The 22,023-nt window shown below is 71.4% G+C and carries 16 protein-coding genes; 3 read left to right on the top strand and 13 right to left on the bottom strand.

Features of this window, described 5'->3' with window-relative positions; all coding sequences use genetic code 11:
- Positions 1-52 precede the first annotated feature (52 nt).
- The 9 genes from QT196_RS28245 to QT196_RS28205 form a co-directional block, all read right to left on the bottom strand.
- Complete coding sequence (locus tag QT196_RS28245; protein WP_290355946.1) at positions 53-478, bottom strand: RDD family protein; 426 nt, start codon at positions 476-478, stop codon at positions 53-55.
- Positions 423-1,022, bottom strand: coding sequence for a TetR/AcrR family transcriptional regulator (locus QT196_RS28240; RefSeq protein ID WP_168481515.1), 600 nt, complete (start codon positions 1,020-1,022; stop codon positions 423-425). The genes QT196_RS28245 and QT196_RS28240 overlap by 56 nt, the downstream gene beginning before the upstream one ends.
- A 90-nt stretch (positions 1,023-1,112) precedes the next feature.
- Positions 1,113-1,793: a PRC-barrel domain-containing protein gene (locus tag QT196_RS28235; protein WP_290355945.1), complete on the bottom strand. Its 681-nt coding sequence runs from the start codon at positions 1,791-1,793 to the stop codon at positions 1,113-1,115.
- A 302-nt stretch (positions 1,794-2,095) separates the two neighbouring features.
- Positions 2,096-3,688, bottom strand: coding sequence for a phosphoglycerate dehydrogenase (gene serA, locus QT196_RS28230; RefSeq protein ID WP_168481513.1), 1,593 nt, complete (start codon positions 3,686-3,688; stop codon positions 2,096-2,098).
- Positions 3,689-3,945: 257 nt separating this feature from the next.
- The gene (gene ilvC / locus QT196_RS28225) at positions 3,946-4,944 is read right to left on the bottom strand and encodes a ketol-acid reductoisomerase (RefSeq protein ID WP_085925153.1); all 999 of its coding nucleotides are present in this window, start codon (positions 4,942-4,944) and stop codon (positions 3,946-3,948) included.
- A 101-nt stretch (positions 4,945-5,045) separates the two neighbouring features.
- Positions 5,046-5,570, bottom strand: coding sequence for an acetolactate synthase small subunit (gene ilvN, locus QT196_RS28220; protein ID WP_018087233.1), 525 nt, complete (start codon positions 5,568-5,570; stop codon positions 5,046-5,048).
- A 40-nt stretch (positions 5,571-5,610) separates the two neighbouring features.
- Positions 5,611-7,482, bottom strand: coding sequence for an acetolactate synthase large subunit (locus QT196_RS28215; protein WP_168481512.1), 1,872 nt, complete (start codon positions 7,480-7,482; stop codon positions 5,611-5,613).
- 207 nt (positions 7,483-7,689) lie between these two features.
- The gene (locus QT196_RS28210; protein WP_211117616.1) at positions 7,690-10,590 is read right to left on the bottom strand and encodes an EAL domain-containing protein; all 2,901 of its coding nucleotides are present in this window, start codon (positions 10,588-10,590) and stop codon (positions 7,690-7,692) included.
- A 323-nt stretch (positions 10,591-10,913) separates the two neighbouring features.
- On the bottom strand, positions 10,914-11,876 hold the full coding sequence (locus tag QT196_RS28205) for a 2-hydroxyacid dehydrogenase (RefSeq protein WP_168481510.1): 963 nt from the start codon (positions 11,874-11,876) through the stop codon (positions 10,914-10,916).
- 88 nt (positions 11,877-11,964) lie between these two features.
- Between QT196_RS28205 and QT196_RS28200 the strand changes: the two genes are divergently transcribed.
- The 3 genes from QT196_RS28200 (at position 11,965) to QT196_RS28190 (ending at position 14,671) form a co-directional block, all read left to right on the top strand.
- Positions 11,965-13,002 carry an aldo/keto reductase gene (locus QT196_RS28200; protein ID WP_168481509.1) on the top strand — a complete coding sequence of 346 codons (1,038 nt, stop codon included), beginning with the start codon at positions 11,965-11,967 and terminating at the stop codon, positions 13,000-13,002.
- Positions 13,003-13,161: 159 nt separating this feature from the next.
- Positions 13,162-14,337, top strand: a complete 1,176-nt coding sequence (locus tag QT196_RS28195; RefSeq protein ID WP_290355944.1) for a PQQ-dependent sugar dehydrogenase — start codon at positions 13,162-13,164, stop codon at positions 14,335-14,337.
- An 85-nt stretch (positions 14,338-14,422) separates the two neighbouring features.
- Positions 14,423-14,671, top strand: coding sequence for a DUF6191 domain-containing protein (locus QT196_RS28190; protein ID WP_266733292.1), 249 nt, complete (start codon positions 14,423-14,425; stop codon positions 14,669-14,671).
- Between the two features lie 40 nt (positions 14,672-14,711).
- On the opposite strand, the gene QT196_RS28185 is transcribed toward QT196_RS28190, so the two are convergent.
- The 4 genes from QT196_RS28185 to QT196_RS28170 all read right to left on the bottom strand — a co-directional run bounded on the left by QT196_RS28185 (position 14,712) and on the right by QT196_RS28170 (position 21,970).
- Positions 14,712-17,813 carry an AAA family ATPase gene (locus tag QT196_RS28185; protein ID WP_356948486.1) on the bottom strand — a complete coding sequence of 1,034 codons (3,102 nt, stop codon included), beginning with the start codon at positions 17,811-17,813 and terminating at the stop codon, positions 14,712-14,714.
- A gap of 160 nt (positions 17,814-17,973) precedes the next feature.
- A complete protein-coding gene (locus tag QT196_RS28180) occupies positions 17,974-18,171 on the bottom strand; it encodes a hypothetical protein (protein WP_168481506.1) in 198 nt (65 codons plus the stop codon).
- A gap of 232 nt (positions 18,172-18,403) precedes the next feature.
- Positions 18,404-21,091, bottom strand: coding sequence for an ABC transporter substrate-binding protein (locus QT196_RS28175; RefSeq protein WP_290355942.1), 2,688 nt, complete (start codon positions 21,089-21,091; stop codon positions 18,404-18,406).
- Between the two features lie 237 nt (positions 21,092-21,328).
- On the bottom strand, positions 21,329-21,970 hold the full coding sequence (locus tag QT196_RS28170; RefSeq protein ID WP_168481504.1) for a hypothetical protein: 642 nt from the start codon (positions 21,968-21,970) through the stop codon (positions 21,329-21,331).
- Between the last annotated feature and the right edge of the window lie 53 nt (positions 21,971-22,023).

The raw sequence follows: 22,023 nt of genomic DNA, 5'->3' as shown, positions 1-22,023 counted from the left end.
GCCAGTGCTCATGAAATCGCGTTCCCTACAAGGGCGCGCCGGGCCGGGATCGTCAGCTCCCTCCCCCGGGGAGTTCGGCGGGCGGCTCAGGGGACGGGCGGAGCCGGTCCGTGGGGTCGGTGACGACGAGCGTGGTGGCCATCTTGTCCCACAGCTCCTGCCGGTTGCGGTCCCACAGCAGCCAGAAGTACGGGATCAGCAGGGTGACGGCGGCGAGCAGGCCGATGATCCCCTTGGCGATGAATTCACGGAAGAACATCCGCCACCACCGGGCCGCGCGGGCCTCCGGAATGTAGATGACCCGCAGGTGCAGCAATTGCTTGGCCGGGGTCTGCCCCCGCGGGAAGACGAGAAAGGCCCAGATGAGCCAGCACGCCGCACAGGCCGCCGCAAATCTCCACCGGCCGGGCGCCGGGCGGCGGTCACTCCGCCTTCCCCAGCACCTCTCCCGCGGTGACCCGGCGCAGCGCGGCCGCAAGGTCCCGGCCGGTGGGCATCTGGTCGGGCGTGAGCAGCGACTGGACCATGAGGCCGGTGAGCAGAGCCTGGTAGAAGGGGCCGACGACGCGGGCGGCCTCCGCGTCGACCTCGGTGTCCGGCACCCCTTCGAAGATCGCGACGAGCCCCTCGCCGCCCTCCGGGAGCACCTCACCGATCGCCTCGCGCAGGGCCGCGTCACGCGGCAGCAGCCCCAGCACCTCGACCTGCGCGGCGATGAACTCCCGCTCCGTGGCGATCCGTTGCAGGAACAGGTCCCAGACCGCGGCGAACCGCTCCAGCGGCTCGGCGTCGGCCGGCACCGCCTCGCCGCCGGCCGGCACCTGGGCGACCCCGGTCCCCCACTCCTCGCTGGACGCGATGATCGCCTGGCGCATCAGGGCGTCCTTGGAGCCGTAGTGGTATCCGATGGAGGCGAGGTTGGCGCCGGACGCGGCCACGATGTCGCGGGCGGTGGTGCGCGCGTATCCCTTCTCCAGGAGACAGCGCTTGGCGCCCTCCAGAAGATCTTCACGGTGTCCCATAGGGGCAGCCTATCGCCACACATACGCTCGTACCAGACACCCGTTTTAGACGTACGTATACGCCCTCCCTACGCCCCCTGGATGCGCTCCTCACCGCGGCCCGTCCGGCCCCTCGCGGCCGCCCCCCGTACCGTCGCCCGGCCCCTCGCGGCCGCCCCCCGTACCGTCGCCCGGCCGCCCTTCCCGCCCACGCAGGTCGGACCGGCCGCTCTCGCCCTCCTCGGTGCCGATCTCCCGCTGCTCCTGCTCCTTGCCGCGCGCGGTGTCGCCGGTCTCGCCCGCCCGCGTACCGGCTCCGGCGCCCGCCATCGGCCCGCCGACCAGCCGGTCGCGCTCGCCGGGCATGGCGGTGGGAGGTGCGGCCTCGCCCGCCGCCCGGGGACCGGTCCGCGCCGCGGGACCACCCGGCTCGCCGATGCCCGGATCGACGGCGCCCGGATCGGGGGTGCCCGGCCGGGCCATCCCGTAATGGCGGTACAGCTCGGCCTCCTCGGAGGGGTCGAGATGGCCGTCGGCGTCGATCCGCGGCGCGTGCTTGATGGTCTCCTTGGCGTGCGGAACATGCAGTTCGTCGCCGGTCCGCCGGGCCCCGGCGAGCGGGATGAAGGTCTCCTTCATGCCGAACAGCCCGGTCCGCACCGTGATCCACTCGGGCTCGTTGGTGGCGTCGTCCCGGTAGACCTGCTGGACCTTGCCCACCTTCGCGCCGTCCGCGTCGACCACATGCAACCCGGTCAGACTCTGCGGGGCATCACCCAGGGGTGCGTTCATGGCGTCTCTCTCCTTCCGCACGCACCGGCGGGGGCACGCGCAGTTCCCATTGCGCGCCGCGAACATCTCGGCTGCGAATCGGGAGGACCGTCGGCCGACGGCCGAGGCGCCGCCACAACGGTTCGGACGGCCCCCGCGCGCCCACCCCCGGATACGCCATTCGGGTGAATGCCGGAGGGGTTCGACCACGCCGGACGCCCGCGCGCGGACCGCGCCGGCGCCCGTACGATGCGGGCACGCAAACGGGCCCGGCCCCCGCGAAGAGCGGGGCCCGGGCCCGTTGACCTGCGAAGACCTGGCGGTCAGTCGCCGAGGTTCACCGCGCGCACCGAGGTCGCGCCGATCTCGTCGGCGATCTCGCTGAGCACGTTCGGCGGAATGGTGTCGTCGACGGTCAGCGCGACCAGCGCCTCACCACCGACATCCGCCCGCGAGACCTGCATATTGCCGATGTTGATGCCCGCCTCGCCCAGGATCCGGCCGACGGTGCCGACGACACCGGGGCGGTCGCTGTAGCGCAGGAACGCCATGTGATCGGCGAGCGACAGGTCGATGGAGTGCTCACCGACCGCGACAATCTTCTGGATGTTCTTGTGGCCGGCCAGCGTGCCGGAGATCGACACCTCGTCGCCGCCCGCGAGGGTGCCGCGTACGGTCACCACATTGCGGTGCTCGGGCGACTCACTGCTGGTCGTCAGCCGCACCTCGACACCGCGCTCCTGCGCGAACAGCGGGGCGTTGACGTAGGACACCGTCTCGTCCACGACGTCCTCGAACACGCCCTTGAGCGCGGAGAGTTCGAGCACCTTGACGTCATGCTGGGTGATCTCGCCGTACACCTCGACATCGAGGCGCATGGCGACCTCGCCGGCCAGCGCGGTGAAGATCCGGCCGAGGCGCTCGGCCAGCGGCAGCCCGGGCTTGACGTCCTCGGCGATCACGCCGCCCTGGACGTTGACCGCGTCCGGCACCAGCTCGCCGGCCAGCGCCAGCCGCACCGACCTGGCGACCGCGATACCGGCCTTCTCCTGCGCCTCACCCGTCGACGCACCGAGGTGCGGGGTGGCGACGACCTGGTCGAACTCGAAGAGCGGGGAGTCCGTGCAGGGCTCGACGGCGTAGACGTCCAGACCCGCGCCGGCCACCCGGCCCTCCTTCAGCGCGGTGGCCAGCGCCGCCTCGTCGACGATGCCGCCACGCGCGGCATTGACGACGCGGACCGACGGCTTGACCTTGTGCAGCGCCTCGTCCCCGATGAGACCGACGGTCTCCGGCGTCTTGGGGAGGTGCACGGTGATGAAGTCCGAGACCTGGAGCAGCTCGTCCAGGGTCAGCAGCTTGACGCCCATCTGCGCGGCACGGGCCGGCTGGACGTAGGGGTCGTAGGCGACGACCTTCATGCCGAACGCCGACATCCGCTGGGCGACCAGGACGCCGATCCGGCCGAGGCCGACCACACCGAGGGTCTTCTCGCTGAGTTCGACGCCGGTGTACTTGCTGCGCTTCCACTCGCCGTTCTTCAGGGCGGTGTTCGCCTGGGGGATGTTGCGGGCCGTGGCGACCAGCAGACCGCAGGCCAGCTCGGCGGCGGTGACGATGTTGGAGGTCGGGGCGTTGACGACCATCACGCCGGCCTTGGTGGCGGCGGAGACATCGACGTTGTCCAGACCCACGCCCGCGCGGGCGACGACCCGCAGCTTCTTGGCGGCGGCGATGGCCTCGGCGTCGATCTTCGTCGCGCTGCGCACGAGGACGGCGTCGACGTCGGCGATGGCGGGGAGCAGCTCGGCGCGGTCCGCGCCGTTGCAGTGCCGGATGTCGAAGTCCGGGCCGAGGGCGTCGACGGTGGCGGGCGACAGCTCTTCGGCGATCAGTACGACAGGTTTCGAGCTCACGTGGTCTTCAGTCCTCACTTGTCCTTCGCGGACGGCCGTCCCGACGGCCGAAGGCGGTGAAGGGGGGATGCCGCGTGGAAGACGCACGACGCTGTGAGCCTGACGCGCTTGTGCTTGGCAGTGTAGTGGCGGTGGGGGGCGCGTCCTGTGCCGATGCGGAAGGATCACCCGTGCGTGGTTCTACGCGGCGGACAAGGCGCCGCGGGGCGCCATGGACGAGGGGGCCGCGGCATCGCCGCGACCCCCTGTCACCGGGCTTACGCCTCGTCGTCCACCCAGCTCATGAGCTTGCGGAGCTTCTTGCCGGTGGTCTCCAGCAGGTGGTCCTCGTCCGCCTTCTTGTACTCGTTGTACTTCGGCAGACCGGCGTTGTACTCGGCCATCCAGTTGTTGGCGAAGGTGCCGTCCTGGATCTCGGCGAGCACCTTCTTCATCTCGGCCTTGGTGTTCTCGTTGATGATCCGCGGGCCGGTGATGTAGTCGCCCCACTCAGCGGTCTCGGAGACCGACCAGCGCATCTTCTCCAGGCCGCCCTCGTACATGAGGTCCACGATCAGCTTCAGCTCGTGGAGGCACTCGAAGTACGCGATCTCGGGCTGGTAGCCCGCCTCGACCAGGGTCTCGAAACCGGCCTTGACCAGCGCCGAGGCACCACCGCAGAGCACGGCCTGCTCACCGAACAGGTCGGTCTCGGTCTCCTCGGTGAAGGTGGTCTTGATGACGCCGGCGCGGGTGCCGCCGATGCCCTTGGCGTAGGAGAGCGCCAGCTCGAAGGCCTTGCCCGAGGCGTCCTGCTCGACGCCCGCGATGCACGGCACGCCGCGGCCTTCCTCGTACTGGCGGCGGACCAGGTGGCCCGGGCCCTTGGGGGCCACCAGGGCGACGTCCACGTTGGCCGGCGGCTTGATGAAGCCGTAGCGGATGTTGAGACCGTGGCCGAAGAACAGCGCGTCGCCGTCCTTCAGGTGGTCCTTGATGGACTCCTCGTAGACCTTGGCCTGGATGGGGTCCGGCACCAGGATCATGATGACGTCGGCCTCGGCGGCCGCCTCGGCCGGAGTCACCACGCGCAGACCCTGCTCCTCGGCCTTGGCCTTGGACTTGGAGCCCTCGTGCAGACCGACCCGCACATCGACGCCCGAGTCACGCAGCGACAGCGCGTGGGCGTGGCCCTGGCTTCCGTAGCCGATGACCGCGACCTTGCGGTTCTGGATGATGGACAGGTCGGCATCGTCGTCGTAGAACAGCTCGGCCACTTCGGGTATCTCCTTGGATCTAGCGGGTGCCCACACAGTACGTCGGGCGGGGCGGGGAAGGGCGGTGGGTCTCGCCATGCGGTCCGGTCGGACCGCGGCGGTCAGGCCGTACGGTCCAGTGCGCGCAGCGAGCGGTCGGTGATGGACCGGGCGCCGCGGCCTATGGCGATGGTTCCGGACTGCACCAGTTCCTTGATGCCGTACGGCTCCAGCATCTTGAGCATCGCCTCCAGCTTTTCACTGGATCCGGTGGCCTCGATCGTGACGGCCTCGGGCGAGACGTCCACGGTCTTGGCGCGGAAGAGCTGGACGATCTCGACGATCTGCGAGCGGGTCTCGTTGTCGGCGCGGACCTTGACCAGGACCAGTTCGCGCTGAATGGCGGAGCCGGGCTCCAGCTCGACGATCTTCAGCACGTTGACGAGCTTGTTGAGCTGCTTGGTGACCTGCTCCAGCGGCAGCGACTCGACGCTGACGACGATGGTGATGCGGGAGATGTCGGGGTGCTCGGTGACCCCGACCGCGAGGGAGTCGATATTGAAGCCGCGGCGGGAGAACAGGGCGGCGATCCGGGCGAGGATGCCGGGGGTGTTCTCCACCAGGACGGAGAGCGTGTGCTTGGACATGGTCTTCTCTCTTCTTCCGTGCGTCCGTGACGTCCTGGGCTCAGTCGTCTTCGTTGTCGCCGAAGTCGGGACGCACGCCCCGGGCGGCCATGACCTCGTCGTTGGAGGTGCCGGCGGCGACCATCGGCCACACCTGGGCGTCCTCGTGGACGATGAAGTCGATCACGACCGGGCGGTCGTTGATGGCGTTGGCCTTGGCGATCACCGCGTCCAGCTCCGCCGGGTCCTCACAGCGCATCGCGACACAGCCCATGGCCTCGGACAGCTTCACGAAGTCCGGGACGCGGGTGCCGCCGCTGGCCTTGCCCGCCGTCACGAGCCCGTTGGACTCGGGGCCGGAGTGCAGCACGGTGTTGGAGTAGCGCTGGTTGTAGAACAGGGTCTGCCACTGGCGGACCATGCCCAGCGCGCCGTTGTTGATGATCGCGACCTTGATCGGGATGTTGTTCAGCGCGCAGGTGACCAGTTCCTGGTTGGTCATCTGGAAGCAGCCGTCGCCGTCGATCGCCCAGACCGTACGGTCCGGCTGCCCGGCCTTGGCGCCCATCGCGGCGGGGACGGCGTAGCCCATCGTCCCGGCGCCACCGGAGTTCAGCCAGGTGGAGGGCTGCTCGTAGCCGATGAAGTGGGCGGCCCACATCTGGTGCTGGCCGACGCCCGCTGCGTAGATGGTGTCGGCGGGGGCGAGCTTGCCGATCCGCTCGATGACCTGCTGCGGGGAGAGAGTGCCGTCCTCCGGCAGGTCGTAGCCGAGCGGGTAGGTGTCGCGCCAGCGGTTGAGGTCCTTCCACCAGGCGGTGTAGTCGCCCCGGTGGCCGGCGTCGTACTCGGCCTGGACCGCGACGATCAGGTCGGCGATGACCTCGCGGGCGTCACCGACGATCGGGACGTCCGCGGCACGGTTCTTGCCGATCTCCGCCGGATCGATGTCCGCGTGCACGACCTTGGCGTACGGCGCGAAGGAGTCCAGCTTGCCGGTGACGCGGTCGTCGAAACGGGCGCCGAGGGTGATCAGCAGGTCCGACTTCTGGAGCGCGGTGACGGCGGTGACCGCGCCATGCATCCCGGGCATGCCGACATGCTGCGGGTGGCTGTCGGGGAACGAACCCAGCGCCATCAGCGTGGTGGTGACGGGGGCACCGGTCAGTTCGGCGAGCACCTTGAGCTCGGCGGTGGCGCCGGCCTTCATCACGCCGCCGCCGACGTAGAGCACCGGGCGCTTGGACTCGACGATCAGCCGGGCGGCCTCGCGGATCTGCTTGGCGTGCGGCTTGGTCACCGGGCGGTAGCCGGGCAGGTCGGTCTGCGGCGGCCAGGTGAAGGTGGTCTGCGCCTGGAGCGCGTCCTTGGCGATGTCGACCAGGACCGGGCCGGGGCGGCCGGTGGCCGCGATGTGGAACGCCTCGGCGATCGTCCGGGGGATCTCGGTGGGGTCGGTGACCAGGAAGTTGTGCTTGGTGATCGGCATCGTGATGCCGCAGATGTCCGCCTCCTGGAAGGCGTCCGTGCCGATCGCCTTGGACGCGACCTGACCGGTGATCGCGACCAGCGGGACGGAGTCCATGTGGGCGTCGGCGATGGGGGTGACGAGGTTGGTGGCACCCGGGCCCGAGGTGGCCATGCAGACGCCGACCTTGCCGGTGGCCTGCGCGTATCCCGTGGCGGCGTGACCGGCGCCCTGCTCGTGGCGCACCAGGACGTGCCGGACCTTCGAGGAATCCATCATCGGGTCGTACGCCGGAAGGATCGCACCGCCGGGAATGCCGAACACCGTGTCGGCCCCGACCTCCTCGAGCGAACGGATGAGCGACTGCGCACCCGTCACGTGCTCGACGGCGGCGGGCTGCTGCGGTCCGCCGGCGGTACGGGCCCGCGGCTGCGGATGGTGGGACCCGGAGGCCTGCTCGGTCATCTGCGTCTCTTCTCGAAGCTGAGGGTTTTGACGGGATTTGTGAGGTTGCTGTGCAACAAAAAACCCCCCGTGCCAGGTGGCAAGCGAGGGGAGCGCGTCGGTGCGATGAACCGGGTTCGTCAGGACCCGGCTTCAGCCGACGCGCTTTCCAAGTACGAGAATTCGGGTGCGCATGGCACTGACCCTCCCCCCGCCGTGCACCGAGTGTCAAGTGGGTGGGACGGAGGTCTCACTATTTGAGCGCAATGGCGGATGCACAAGCGATTCCGGACCCGCCGGACCGCCCTGCCGGGCCGGCAGACCGCTGCCGGTGAGCACCACCGCGCGGCCCTTGCCCGCCAGGTCCGGTACCGGGTACTGGGCGTGCGTCAGGGACCGCCGCAGCCGGTGTTCGTCGAGCGGCCCGGAGAAGGCCGTGCCCATGCCGTGCGTACAGCCCATGGAGCGCAGGGCCAGGACCTGTTCGGGCAGATCGATGCCGTCCGCGACGGACTGCATGCCCAGGTCACCGGCGATCCGCAGCAGCCCTGCGGTGATCTTGTGCAGCCGGGCGGACTCCACCACACCGTCCACCAGCCCGCGGTCCAGCCGCAGTACGTCGACCGGGAGCCGGCGCAGCGCGCTGATGGCGGCGTACCCGCTGCCGAAGCCGTCGAGGGCGATCCGTACGCCCAGTCGGCGCAGCGCGATCAGCCGGCGCTCCAGATCGTCCAGCGGGAGTCGGGGATCGCTCTCGGACAGTTCCACGACGAGCGCGCGCGAGGGGAGGTTGTGCCGGGTGAGCAGCGACTCGACGCCCTTGGGGGACAGCGCGTGGTCCAGCAGCCGACGGGCGGAGAGCCGGACCGCGACCGGCACCGGATAGCCGGCCCGGTGGCGCGCCGCGGCCTGCTCGACGGCCTCCTCCAGTTGCCAGCGGTCCAGCTCGGCGGCGCGGTCACCGTCGTCGGTGAACCGGCCGCGGTCGCCGACCCGCAGGAATTCGGCCGGGGTGAAGAGAATCCCCTGGGCGGAGCGCCAGCGGGCGTGTGCCGCGACCGCGGTGACCTGTCCGGTGGCCAGCTCCACGACGGGCTGGTGCAGCAGCGCGAAGGCGCCGTCGCTCAGGGCCGTACGCAGCTTGCCGACGAGGTCGGCGCGGTGTGCGACCTCGTCCTGCATCTGGGGTGCGTACAGCTCCACCCGGCCCTTGCCTGCCTGCTTGGCGCGGTACATCGCGAGGTCGGCGTTGCGCAGCAGGCCCGCGGGGCTCACCCCGGGCTCGGCGAAGGCGACGCCGATACTGGCCGCCACCCGCACCTCCCGGCCGTCGATGCGGTACGGCTCGGAGAGCTTGATGCGCAACCGGTCGGCGATCTCGTGGATCCGGAACTCGCGGGCGGCGAGGTCGCGGGTGCCGTCGCCGGTGATCAGCGCGGCGAACTCGTCGCCGCCCAGCCGCGCCGCTATGTCGCCGGAGCGCACCGAGTCGCCGAGCCGCCGGGCGGCCTGGATCAGCAGTTCGTCGCCCGCCTGATGGCCGATGGTGTCATTGACCTGCTTGAAGCCGTCGAGGTCGATATAGAGCACGGCGGTGTCGTGGTCGCTGGCCCGGCGGCCGGTGACGGCCTGGGTGACGCGCTCGGTGAACAGCGCGCGGTTGGGCAGGTCGGTGAGCGCGTCGTGTGAGGCGTTGTGCTGGAGCTGGGCCTGGAGGCGGACGCGTTCGGTGACATCGCGGGAGTTGAAGATCAGGCCGCCGTGGTGGCGGTTGACCGTGGATTCGACGTTCAGCCAGCCGTCACCGCCGGAGCGCCGCTCACCGGCGCGGAAGCGGCACTCGATACGGGTGGTCGGTTCGTCCTCGGGGGCCGCGGCGAGGAATCTGCGGACCTCGTGCACCACGCGGCCCAGGTCCTCGGGGTGGATCAGGGAGGCCAGCTCGGAGCCGACCAGTTCCTCGGCGTCGCGCCCGTAGACACCGGCGGCGGCCGGGCTCACATAGCGCAGCACACCGGTCGGAGCGGCGATCATGATGACGTCGCTGGAGCCCTGCACCAGGGAGCGGAAGTGGTTCTCCTTCTGCGCCAGCTCCTGGGTGAGGGTGATGTTGTCGAGCAGCATGATGCCCTGGCGGACGACCAGCGCGAGGACGACCGTGCAGCCGGTGAAGAGCACCACGCGGTCGATGCGCCGCCCGTCCAGGACGTTGGTGAGGATGCCCAGCGTGCAGACGGCGGCGGCGAGATACGGGGTCAGTGCGGCGAGCGAGCCCGCGATGGGGCGGCTGCCGTGCGGCTGGACCCGGCGGGCGGCGGGCTTGAGGTCCTCCTCGGTGCTCTCCTCCCCCGCGCGGCGGGCGACCCAGGGCGCGTAGGCGAGCAGCATCGAGCCGGCGAACCATCCGGCGTCCAGGATCTGGCCGGAGCGGTAGTGCTCGCGCAGCAGCGGGGAGCTGAACAGGGCGTCGCACAGCACCGTCAACGCCAGTGCGGCGACCGCGGTGTTGATGGCCGAGCGGTGCACCGAGGAGCGCCGGAAGTGCAGTGCGAGCACCATGCTCACCAGCACGATGTCCAGCAGCGGATAGGCCAGCGAGAGGGCGCTCTGGGCGACGCTGCGGCCCTGGAAGTGGGCGGTGTGCGCGAGCGCGAGGCTCCATGAGAGAGTGACCAGCGATCCGGCGATCAGCCAGGCGTCCAGCCCCAGGCAGACCCAACCGGCCCTGGTCACCGGCCGCTTGGCGAGCACCAGCAGGCCCACGATGGCCGGCGGCGCGAAGAGCAGGAAGCAGAAGTCGGCCAGGCAGGGGCTGGGTACCGTGACCCCTTGGACGACCTCGTACCAGCCCCATACGCCGTTGCCGAGACCGGCCATCGCGGAGGACGCGGCGAACAGCATCCAGGCGGGGCGGAACCGGCTGCGGCGCTTGCGGGCGTACAGCCCACAGGAGACGGCGGCCAGGAATGCCGCGAAGCTGAGGCCGAAGTCCCCCATGAACGCGGCTACTTCGGGCGATCCCCAGCCGAACGCGGCGCCGACGGCATAGCCGCCGCAGACCACCGCCAGCACGATCTGCGGCACGACACCCGGCGGGTTGCCGGCCGGCGCCGGCGACCTGGAGAGCATCGCCCCGGGGGCGCTCACCGGACTCTCCCGCTCACCCGCACCGGGCGCCGCCGCGAGCGATGCTCCTGGGGGCCGCGCAGTATTCCCGCGGGCGCTCGTGGATCGTGCTTCTCGCTACTCGTCCATCGGCCGTACATCGCCCGTCGCCCCCCTCGAGTCCCGGATCGTTCGCACGCGCCGCGTCGTTCCCGGCGTCGTCCCCGCTCGGACGATACACCAGTTCCGTCACTCAGGGACATAGCGTCTCTACGGAGCGTGACTACGAGCGAATGGCGAACACTCCTTGCAGTCGTACGGCCTCGTAGCGCTACGCGCAAGCGGTTTCAGTCGGCGGTGGCGACCACGTTCCGCAGGGGCTCGCCGGCCGCGAAAAGCGTCAACTGGTCCCGGATCAGCCGCTTCGCACGGGGCAGGAAGGCAGAGCTGGGGCCACCGACGTGTGGAGTGATGAGTACGCCGGGAGCGTGCCACAGCGGATGTCCGGTGGGCAGGGGTTCCGGGTCGGTGACATCGAGCGCCGCGTACAGCCGTCCGGATTCCAGCTCGGCGAGCAGTGCCTTGGTGTCGACGACGCCGCCGCGCGCGACGTTCACCAGCAGTGCGCCGTCCTTCATCTGCGCCAGGAAACGGCTTCCCACCAGGCCACGCGTGGCGTCGGTGAGCGGAGTCGCGAGCACGACGACGTCCGCTTCGGGCAGATGGGCGGACAGGTCGGAGAGTGGATGCACAGGACCGCGCACTGTGTCACGAGCGGTGCGTGCGATGCGCACGACCCGCGCACACTCAAAAGGTGTGAGCCGGTCTTCGATGGCACTGCCGATCGAACCATAGCCCACAATGAGGACCGACTTGTCGGCCAGCGCCGGCCGCAGGTCCGGCCGCCACTCCCCCGCGTCCTGGGCCCGGACGAAGCCCGGGATGCCGCGCAGCGCCGCGAGGGTCAGGGTGAGCGCCAGCTCCGCGGTGCTGGCGTCGTGCAGCCCGCGAGCGTTGCACAGCCGGGCACCGGACGGCATGTCGGACAGCCCCGGGAGCATGTTCTCGGTGCCGGCGGTGAGCGTCTGCACCACCCGTACCCGGCTCATCAGGGGCAGCGGGCGCAGGAGGATCTCCGCGCTCTTCATGTAGGGGACGGCGTAGAAGACACAGCGGGCGGGGTCGGCCGGGTACTCGGGGCCGGCGTCCCAGTGGACGTAGTGGAGCCCGTCGGGGAGTCCCTCGATCTCGTCGGGCGGGATCGGGAGCCATACGTCGTGTGCGCCGGTGTGCTGGTCCGCTGTTGCCATGCCCCGAGGCTATGCGAAGAGACGTTCTGTTCAGACGTTAGTTTGGTCAGGCCCTTGACCGGGGGCGAGGGGACGGAGGCACAACCAGGTGGAGCGCAGGACAATCGGTGCGGCGGCCCTTGACGTGGGGGCCATCGGGCTCGGCTGTATGCCGATGAGCTGGGGGTACACCGAGTCGCAGCGCAGCTTGGACAGCTCGCTGCGGGCCGTGCACACCGCGCTGGACCGGGGGTGCAGCCTGCTGGACACCGCCGACATGTACGGCCCGTTCACCAATGAGCTGCTGGTGGGGCGGGTGCTCAAGGAGCGGCGGGCGGACGCCTTCGTGTCGACCAAGTGCGGGCTGCTGGTGGGTGAGCAGCACATCGTCGCCAATGGGCGGCCCGGTTACGTCAAGCGGGCCTGCGATGCCTCGCTGCGCCGCCTGCAGACCGACCGTATCGATCTCTACCAGCTGCACCGGCCCGATCCCGAGGTGCCCATAGAGGAGACCTGGGGGGCGATGGCGGAGCTGGTGGCCGCCGGGAAGGTGCGGTCGCTGGGGCTGTGCGCGGTGGACGCGCGGGCGGTCCGGCCGGCCCGCGCGGCCCGTACGGAGCGGCGGCCGACGGGGCGGGCGCGTCCCCGGTCCCGGAAGCACGACGGGACGCTGGCCCAACTGGAGCGGATCCAGCAGGTGTTCCCGGTCAGCAGTGTGCAGGCCGAGCTGTCGGTGTGGTCGCCGGAGGCGCTGGAGGGGCTGCTGCCGTGGTGCGAGTCGCGGGGTGTCGGCTTCCTGGCGGCGATGCCGCTGGGGAACGGCTATCTGACCGGCACCCTCACCCCGGGGCAGGGCTTCGAACGGGAGGACCTGCGGGCCCGCCACCCCCGCTTCACCGCCGAGATGATGGCCGCAAACCAGCCGGTGGTGGCCGGGCTGCGGCGGATCGGTGCCCGCTACGGGGCGACGCCGGGGCAGGTGGCGCTGGCGTGGACGCTGGCGCAGGGTCGGCATGTCGTCCCGGTGCCGGGGACGAAGAAGGAGCGCTGGGCGGCGCAGAACGCCAAGGCCGTGGAGCTGAAGCTCGCCCGCGAGGATCTGGCGGAGATCGCCGCGCTGCCGCCGGCGCGCGGGTCCTGGTATTAGGGCCGGGGCGGCCCGCCCGCGGCCCGCCCGCCCGCTCGCGGCTTCGCCGTCCGCGCCGGATCATGGCAGGTGGGAGTGGCTCCGGAGCGTGTAAGGCGCGGCGCAGCGGCGCACGATGTGGTGTTCTTGTCCACGCCCTGCCGACGAGAGGACCCTGCCGTGCAACGCCGTCCCCAGACCGCCGTGTTGGCCGCCGCTTCGCTGCTCCTGGTAGCGGGCTGCTCGTCCGGCGGCGCACCGCCCGAGGGCGGTGGCGGCTCCCCGGCGGCCCCGTCGAAGAGCGCCGCCGCCCCGCCGGGCGCCACACCGGAGTCCACCGCACCGCCCGCCAAGGGCTCGGTGAAGGTGACCCGCACCCTGACGACCGGGCTGACGTCACCGTGGGGGGTGGCGGTGCTGCCGGGCGGGGATCTGCTGGTCGCCTCCCGTGACACCGGAAAGATCTTCCGGATCGGGGCGGACAGCGGCAAGAAGACCGAGCTGGGGTCGGTGCCGGGCGTGGACCCGGGGGGCGAGGGCGGGCTGCTGGGGATCGCGGTGTCCTCGACGTTCGGCGCGGACCACCAGGTGTACGCGTACTTCACCACCGCGTCCGACAACCGCATCGCCCGCATGAACTACGACGAGAAGCGCCCGCCGGGCAATCAGCTGGGCGCGCCCGACACCATCTTCAAGGGCATCCCCAAGGGCCAGATCCACAACGGCGGCCGGATCGCGTTCGGCCCGGACAAGATGCTCTACGCGGGCACCGGCGAGACCGGCGACAAGGGGCTCGCGCAGGACAAGGGTTCCCCGGCCGGGAAGATCCTGCGGATGACGCCGGACGGTGAGCCGGCGCATGGCAACCCCGAGGCGGATTCGGTGGTGTACGACTACGGCCACCGCAATGTGCAGGGGCTGGCCTGGGACAACGACAAGCGGCTGTGGGCCTCGGAGTTCGGGCAGGACACCTGGGACGAGCTGAATCTCATCGAGCCGGGCAAGAACTACGGCTGGCCGGAGGTCGAGGGCAAGGCCAAGGGCGGGTCGAAGGGCGCCGGGTTCGTGAACCCGGTCGAGCAGTGGAAGACCGCGGACGCCTCGCCCAGCGGTATCGCCTTCGCCAAGGGCTCCGTCTGGATGGCGTCGCTGCGCGGCGAACGGCTGTGGCGGATCCCGCTGGACGGGACGAAGCCGGTGGCCGCTCCGCAGGCCTTCCTGAAGGGCACCTACGGACGGCTGCGGACCGTCGTGGCGGCCGGCGACGGCACGTTGTGGCTGGTCACCAGCAACACGGACGGACGGGGCACCCCGCACAAGGGCGATGACCGGATTCTCCGCCTCAAGGTGAGCTGATCCGGGAGATCCCCTTTTCGGGTGTCCTGCCTAGACTCGGGGGCAGGGGACGGGTGCGCGCACACCGAAGAGGGGGCAGGGCACCATGTTCAACATCGCGGAAGAACTGTTCGCACCGGGGCGCAAAAACACCGACGAGGAGCGGCAGCGGATGTCGCTCGTCGTCGACGACGTGGGCGACGGCGACCCCGGGAAGGGCCCGATCGATCTCGCCTCGGGCACCGTCGTCGTCCGGACCGCGCCACCCCGGCAGGACCGGGACACCGAGCCGTCCCGGGACGGGTCCGAGCCGGGTGGCGGTTCGCCGCACGTGTCCCAGCCGGGTGCCGGATAGCCGCACGTGTCCCAGCGGGCGCCGGATAGCCGAACGGGTCCTAGCCTGCTGCCGGTTCACCGAAGAGGCGCAGGCGGTGCGCCACCGCGCCCGCCTCGCCCCGGCCGGAGACGCCCAGCTTGGCGAGGATGTTGGAGACATGGACGCTGGCGGTCTTCGGGGAGATGAACAGGGCGTCGGCTATCTGGCGGTTGCTGCGGCCGTCGGCGACCAGCCGCAGCACATCGCGTTCGCGCGGGGTCAGGCCGAGGGATTCGGCGGGGGCGGCGGGTGCGAGTGCCTCGGCGGTGGTGTGGGTGCCGCTCGCGGCGGTCCCGGCCGTGGAGTCCGGTATGAGGCCCGGCAGCGGGACCCGGGCCCGCTGCGCGAGGAGTTCGAGTTCGTCGGCGAGCGGGCGGGCGCCCATCGTCACGGCGGCGGTGTGCGCCTGGGTGAGCAGGAGGACGGCGGCCTCCCGCGGGGTACGGCCGTGCAGTCCCGCGGTGGCCCGCTCGCTGCCGTGGAGGAGTGATTCGGCCCAGCGGTAGCAGGCACGGGCGAGTTCGTGCGGGCGCTCCAGGGGCTCGAAGGCGGCGACCGCCCCGGCCCAGGCGTCGGGGGTCTCGCGGCCCTCGGCACGGCGGAGTTCGGCGTCGACCGCGTGGCCGTACGCCGACCAGACCGGGCAGAGCTGGGGCAGCCGCTTGGCCGCGTCCCGGATGCGGGCGAGGAGCGCGGCCCGGCCGGGCTCGGCGGCGGGCAGCCCGCGGGCGTCCGCCTCGGTGGTGGTGGCCGACCACAGCAGCGGCCAGGCGTAGCGGTGGGTGCCGGGCGGGAAGCCGGCGTCCAGGGTCTGCTGGAGGATGCTGCGGGCGTCGAGGAGGCGGCCCTGGCGGGCGGCGATGCGCAGGGCGTGCCGCGCCATGACGAGGGCGTGCTGCGGCTGGGGGTCGTGGGTGCCGTAGTACTCCTGGGCGACGGCCAGTTCGCGCTCGGCCTCGGCGAGGTCTCCTTCGTCCAGCGCGAGATCGGTGCGGCGGCTGGCGGCCAGTGCGATGGCGCGGGGGTTCTGCGCGAGGCGGCGGGCGTCGGCGGCGGCCCGGCCGGCCTCCTCCCAGCGGCCCAGCGACTGAAGGGATTCGGCGCGGTTGCCCAGCACCCAGCTGGTGGTGTCCTTGAGGCCGTAGCGGGTGGTGAGTGCGACGCCCTGGTCGGTGGCCTCGACCGCTTCCCGGGAGCGGCCGACGCCTTCCAGCGCGGAGGCGAGGTTGATCTGGCCGCGGCCGATGACGGCGAAGTAGCCGCGGTCGACAGCGCGCTCCAGGCTCGTACGGAACTCGGCGATGCCCTCGTCGACGGCGCCGGCGTCGACCCGCAGCCCCGCCAGGGTCACCCGGGAGTTGAGCTCGGCCTCCTCGTCGCCGACCAACTGGGCCAGCTCCACCGCCCGTTCGGCCGTCGCGAAGGTGCCCGGTCCCGGTTCGTGCAGGATCTCCCAGCTGGCGACGGCGGCCAGCACCTCGGCGTGCACGGAGGACGGCGGCAGTCCGCGGACCAGCTCCTGTGCGGTGCCGAGGTCCTCCCAGCCGTTGCCGCGGCCGGTGCTCTGGCAGAGCCGGGAGCGCTGTACCAGGAACCACGCCTTGCGCAGGGGGTCGTTCTCGCTGCGCAGTGAGCGCAGGGCGCGCTTGGTGATCGTGAAGGCCCGCTCGATGTCGCCGGACAGCCGGGCGGCCACCGCGATCTCGGCGAGCAGGTCGAGGAAGCGCAGGGCGTCGCCGTCATGGCAGCCGCAGGCCGGATACGCCTCGGCGTAGTCGACCGGGCGCACCCCCTGGCGGACCTCCGGGGGCGCGTCGTCCCACAGCTCCAGGGCGCGGTCCAGCAGCCGCAGTTGCTCGGCGTAGGCATGACGGCGGCGGGCCTGGACGGAGGCGGCGAGGACGGCGGGCAGGGCCTTGGCGGCGTCATGGGCTTTGTACCAGTAGCTGGCCAGCCGGGCGGCGCAGACCTCGGCGCGGACCAGGGAGGGGCCGGCCTCCAGGGCTTCGGCGTAGCGGCGGTTGAGGCGGGTGCGCTCGCCGGGCAGCAGATCGTCGACGACCGCCTCGCGGGCGAGGGCGTGCCGGAAGCGGTAGCCCGTGCCGTCCTCGGTGGGCACGAGGGTGTTGCTGCCGACGGCCGCCCGCAGCGCCTCGATCAGGTCGTCCTCGGGCATCCGGCAGACGGCGGAGAGGAGTTCGTGTTCGACGGTGGAGCCGCCCTCGGCGGCCGTGCGCACCACCCGCTGGGCATCCTCGGGCAGCGCCTCGACGCGGACCAGCAGCAGATCGCGCAGGGGGTCGCTGAGGCCGTGCAGCGCACCCTCGGCGAGGCCGCAGGCCAGCTCCTCGACGAAGAAGGCGTTGCCCTCGGAGCGTTTGTAGACCCGGTCGACGGTGTCTTCTTCGGGGTCGCTGCCGTTGATCCCGGCGATCTGGGAGCGGACCTCCTCGCGGTTGAAGCGGGCCAGTTCGACGCGCCGGACCGTGCGCATCCGGTCGATCTCGGCGAGGAACGGGCGCAGGGGGTGGCGGCGGTGGATGTCGTCCGAGCGGTAGGTGGCCACCAGGAGGACGTTGGCGTCGTGCAGCGCCCTCAGGAGGTAGGCGAGCAGTTCGCGGGTGGAGCGGTCGGCCCAGTGGAGGTCCTCGATGACGAGGACGAGGGTGCGGTCGGTGGCGAGCCGCTCCAGGAGGCGGGCGGTCAGTTCGAAGAGGCGGGCGCGGCCGATCTCCTCGTCGTGGGCCTCGCCGGGGGTCTCCCCCAATTCGGGCAGGATGCGGGAGAGTTCGCCCTCCAGGCCGGCGACGGCGGCGGCCAGCTCGTCGCGCAGATGCCAGTTGAGGGTGTGCAGGATCGCCGAGAACGGGGCGAAGGGCAGGCCCTCGGAGCCGATCTCGATGCAGCCGCCGCACGCGACGAGCGCGCCCCGGGCCCGCGCGGACTCGGCGAACTCCTCGATGAGACGCGTCTTTCCGACCCCTGCCTCACCCCCGATCAGCAGGGCCTGGGGTTCGCCGGACACCGCGATGCGGTCGAGCGCGTCCCCCAACGCGGCGAGTTCGGCCGCTCGGCCGACGAACACGGGACTGACGGACCTGGTCTCCACGCCGCTGAGCATCGCACAGGGGTCTGACAATCCGGCAGGGGGATTCTCTGTGGAGATCGCCGGACCCGGTACGCGGAACGCCCGGCCCGGTGCGGTGAGCACCTGGGGCCGGGCGTGCGGCGACCGGGCCGGCCGCGGGGCCGGCGTGGGGGATGGCACGGGCGCCTCGCGGTCAGGCGGTGGCACGGCGGATCCGCGCCCGCCGGCCCCAGCTACTCACCCGCCCCCCGGGTTCGTCGGCCCCGGAGCGGGCGGCGCCGCGGCGTCCGGCACGCCCGGCCCCGGTCGCCTCGCGCTGCATGCGCTGCCGGTCGGCCTCGCGGCGCAGCTCTTCGTAGCGGACCCGCAGCTCCAGTTCGGAGTGGAACATGGTGTCTCCCCTGATGGTGGTGAGGTGGTGCCCCGACGGTTTGTCGAGTGGCTCCAGCCTCGTCTCCCAGGGGGGTCCGCCACATCGGGAGAGTTCCCGATCTACCTGCCCGGCCGGTCCTTAGGAAGCGGTACCGGCGGACGGGGGGATACCTAGGGACGGCGTCCGGGGGCGTAGGGACAGGGTCCGGAGGCCGTAGAGCCCCGGACGCCCGCCGTAAGCACCGTCACCGTCAGTCGACGCAGGGCGGCCCCTGGTTCTTCTCCTTCCCCGCCTTCTGGCTGTAGGCGCCGCAGGCGACGACCGCCGTGGGTTCGCCGTCCGACTGCCTGAGGATCACCAGGGTCTTGTTCACCGGAGGACCGCTGCTGAACTCGGAGAAACGGATGAAGCCGGTGGCGCCGTCGAAGCTGATGCCGTTCTTCAGCGCGGTCACCACGGACTCCCGGCGCACGCCATTGCCCGTATGCGCCTCGTCCACCGCCCTGGACAGGACATGGAAGGCGTCATAGGAGACCGCGGAGTGGCCGTCCTGCCGCCAGGGGTCGCGCGGGTAGTTCCCGTTGTAGAGGCGGACGAACTGCTGGGTCTTCTGGCTGGCGCGCTCGTCCCCCTCGGGCAGCCGGTGCGCGGAGTGGTACAGACGCAGCCACGGCTTGTCGGCGAACTGGCCGGTGAGCGCCACATTCGTCAGCTCATTGCCGCCGAGGACGGTGAGGCCCTTCTCGGTGCAGGTCCCGTTGGCGTCCATGGCGCGGACGAAGGCGGTGAAGTCCCGGGCCCGCGCGGTCCAGAAGACGGCGGTGTCCGGCTCGGCCTGGAGGGCCTGGCACACCTGGCCGACCAGCTGGTCCGCCGTGGTCGACTTCTGGGTGCCCGGGGGCGTGGCGAAGGGCTGCGATCCCTGGCGGAAGTTGATGACGGTCTCGTCGCCCCGGAAGGACTGCTGGAACTTGTCGGCGAGGCTCTCGCTGTAGAGGTCGCCGGGGGTTCGTACGATCACCGTGTTCCGGGCGGGAGCGCATTCCATCGGCGCGTTCGGCTCCGCCTGCCCGGCCTTCACCACGATGTGGGAGCGGGCGGCGAACGCGGCCTCGATACGGGCCTCTTCGCTGTTGTCCGGGGTGAAGGGCCAGTAGTTCTCGCTCCGTTGCATCTCGTCGGCGGTCGCGGTCGTGCCGACCATCGGCATCCCCGACCCGCCCAGCAGCGCCACGGCCTCCTGCGTCTCCTTGGTGCTCTGCGCGAAGCCCAGGACGCCGACGATCTTCTCGTACTCCTCTCCGGAGTCCTCCCGCTTGACTTCCTGAATGAGGTCACGCACGGCGGGGACGACCTTGTGGAAGCCCGCGCCGACCGGCCGTACTTCCACCCGCAGCGGTACCCGGGAGGAGTCCGAGGCGGCATCGTCGATCAGCTGCTGCTGCCACATGGCCACCCCGCGCAGCTCGGGGATGGCCCCGTCGAAGATGGTGTCCACCGCGTCCGTGGGAGGGTCCGATTCGAAGAGGACGACCGTGCGCACCGCCCGGTCCTTGGCGTACTTCTCGGCCTGCCCGTTCTGCTTCTCGATCCGGCGCAGCACGTCCTGGTACCACTCCGTGGGCCTGACCTCGACCCTCTTGTTCTGACCGTCGGCCGCGACCGGCCGGTCCCCGCCGACGCACCGGGTATCCGGCGGTGTGTCCCAGAGGCTGGGAGCGGTGGCGCCGCCCACCAGGACCGCGGTCAGCGCGGCCAACTCCACCGCGGTCACGGCACGCCAGCCCATCAGAAACTTCCGCGGCTGCACCGGGGGGATATGCAGCCCGGGGCGCTCGAAGGGTTCCTCCTCCAGTGGCACCACGACCGGCCGCGGATTGCTGGAGTGGAGCAGGCTGCTCGCCCGGCGGAGGTTGGTGCGTTCCACCCCCAGGTCCGACTGGAGGGAGCCGGAGGGCCTGCCGACCGCGATGACCAGCGGGCCCGGCCCGTCCAGCCCGGCTTGCAGGGTGTGGAACGCGCGCAGCAGCCGCTCCGCCGCGTCGGCCCCCGGGGCGCCCTCCGGCGGGATTTCCACCAGCAGCACGGGGCGTGCCACCCGGCGGCGGCGCTTGGGCAGCAGACGCCCGACGGCGGGCTTCCGCAGGTCCTCCAGCAGGGCGCGCAGCAGCAGGAGTTCGAGGGCGGCGAGCCCCTCCTTGTGCCGGGGGTGGTCGGGTTCCAGGCTCAGCCGGGGCGACTGGCGGGCGCCCACCTGGTCGAGGAGTTCGAACACCGGCGCCGCACCGGCGGTCGCATTGAGGTGTTTGCCGAGCCAGCCGCTCCGTTTGGACCTGATGAGCCGCCGGTTCTGCCGGAGGGTCCAGATCCACCGGGGCAGTGCCCGGGTCAGTGAATGCCACACGAGGCCGACGAAGAAGCCGCGCACCCCGCCGATCGGTGCGGTGTCCGTGCCGCCCATGTGCCACAACAGGCCGGGGAAGCCGCCCCGTTCGGCCCGCTGCCGGTAGACGTGGTCGCGTAACTTCCGTGCCCCGAGGCCGCCGGTGCCCGGACGGCCTTCCTGTATCTGGGCGACGACATCCGCCATCAGCCAGAAGTTGGGGAGACGGTCGGGTGCCGAGCGCCGGGGGATGTCGAATCCGAGTCCCGCCCCCGCCTGCACGCTCAGGAGAGGCGTCTCGTCCTCGGCGTACAGCACGGTGTGGGGAACCCGCTTGTGTTCGGGACCGAGAGCCCAGCGCAGGGCCTCCAGGACCCGGTGGGTGTGGGACTCCGGGGCATCCGCCGGGGTGCTGAGGATGAGCAGGGGCGGCTTGTTCTCCAGAAGCTCCCGACGGGCGGGGTTCACGGCGGTGCGGTACTCACGGATGAAGTAGTCCGCACCGGCATCGTCAGGAAAGGAGGAGGGTTCGACGGAGTTGTTCGCGGATCTCACCTCAAGGTCTAACTAATGATCTACGCACGGTAGTTATCCATGCTAGATGCGTGACCGCGAGGGCTCAATCGACTTGCGGAATTTGTGGATAACGCGCGGCAGCCGCTGTGGATGACGACGCACGGCAGCCGCTGCCGATGCGCCGGGAGCGGACCCGGCGGGGCCACCGCGCCCCACCAACGCCGAAGACCCACCGGACGGACCGGTGGGTCTTCGACGGAGGTCGGTTGCGGTGCCCTACGGCGCGGCGGGTCCGCCGGGCGGGGCCTTGGGCACGGTCGGCATGCTGCCGAACAGGTCGAGGTACATGCCCGCGGAGATCAGGATCCCCAGCACGCCCAGCGCCAGTCCGCCGAAGGCGACGGCCCGCACCCAGGTGGCGCGGCTGCGGGTCAGCGCCACCGCGGCGGCGATCACGGCCAGGAGCGCGAAGACCCCGTTGACCATGGCGTTCGTGTGCCAGGAGGCGCCGTAGACGGCGGCGATCTGGTCGCTGGCCTTGCCCGACTGGAGCTTGATCTGGCCCATCAGGTTGGCCCGCTCGGCCATCGTCGTACCGAGCCAGGTGCCGGTGACGGACGCGAGGCCGAGCCCCGCGGCGACGACGGCACCGGCGCCGGCGGCGACGGTGGAGGCCGCTACGGGCGCGGTGTCCGTGCCGTGGACGGGCTCGTCGGTGCCGTCGTCCGCGTCGAGGTCACTGGCCTCGTCCTGCGCGGCGAGGGCGGCGTTGTCATCGGCCTGCTCATCGGCCTTGGCGGCGGCCTTGCCGGCCGCCTCGGCCTCGGTGGCCTCCGGAATCTCGGCGGTCTCCGTGGCGGTCTGCGCCGGCACGGTCTTCTCGTCGTCGGTTCGCTTCTCGGTCGTCCTGGTACCCATGAGCGCGACGGTAGGCGTCCCGTCTGAGAGTCGGATGAGAACCGGGGCGCCGA

Origin of the sequence: Streptomyces sp. P9-2B-2, assembly GCF_030406865.1 — a bacterium.
Lineage (GTDB): Bacteria > Actinomycetota > Actinomycetes > Streptomycetales > Streptomycetaceae > Streptomyces > Streptomyces platensis.
The sequence above is the reverse complement of the archived record's forward strand: the minus strand, read 5'-3'. Positions and strand labels throughout refer to the sequence as shown.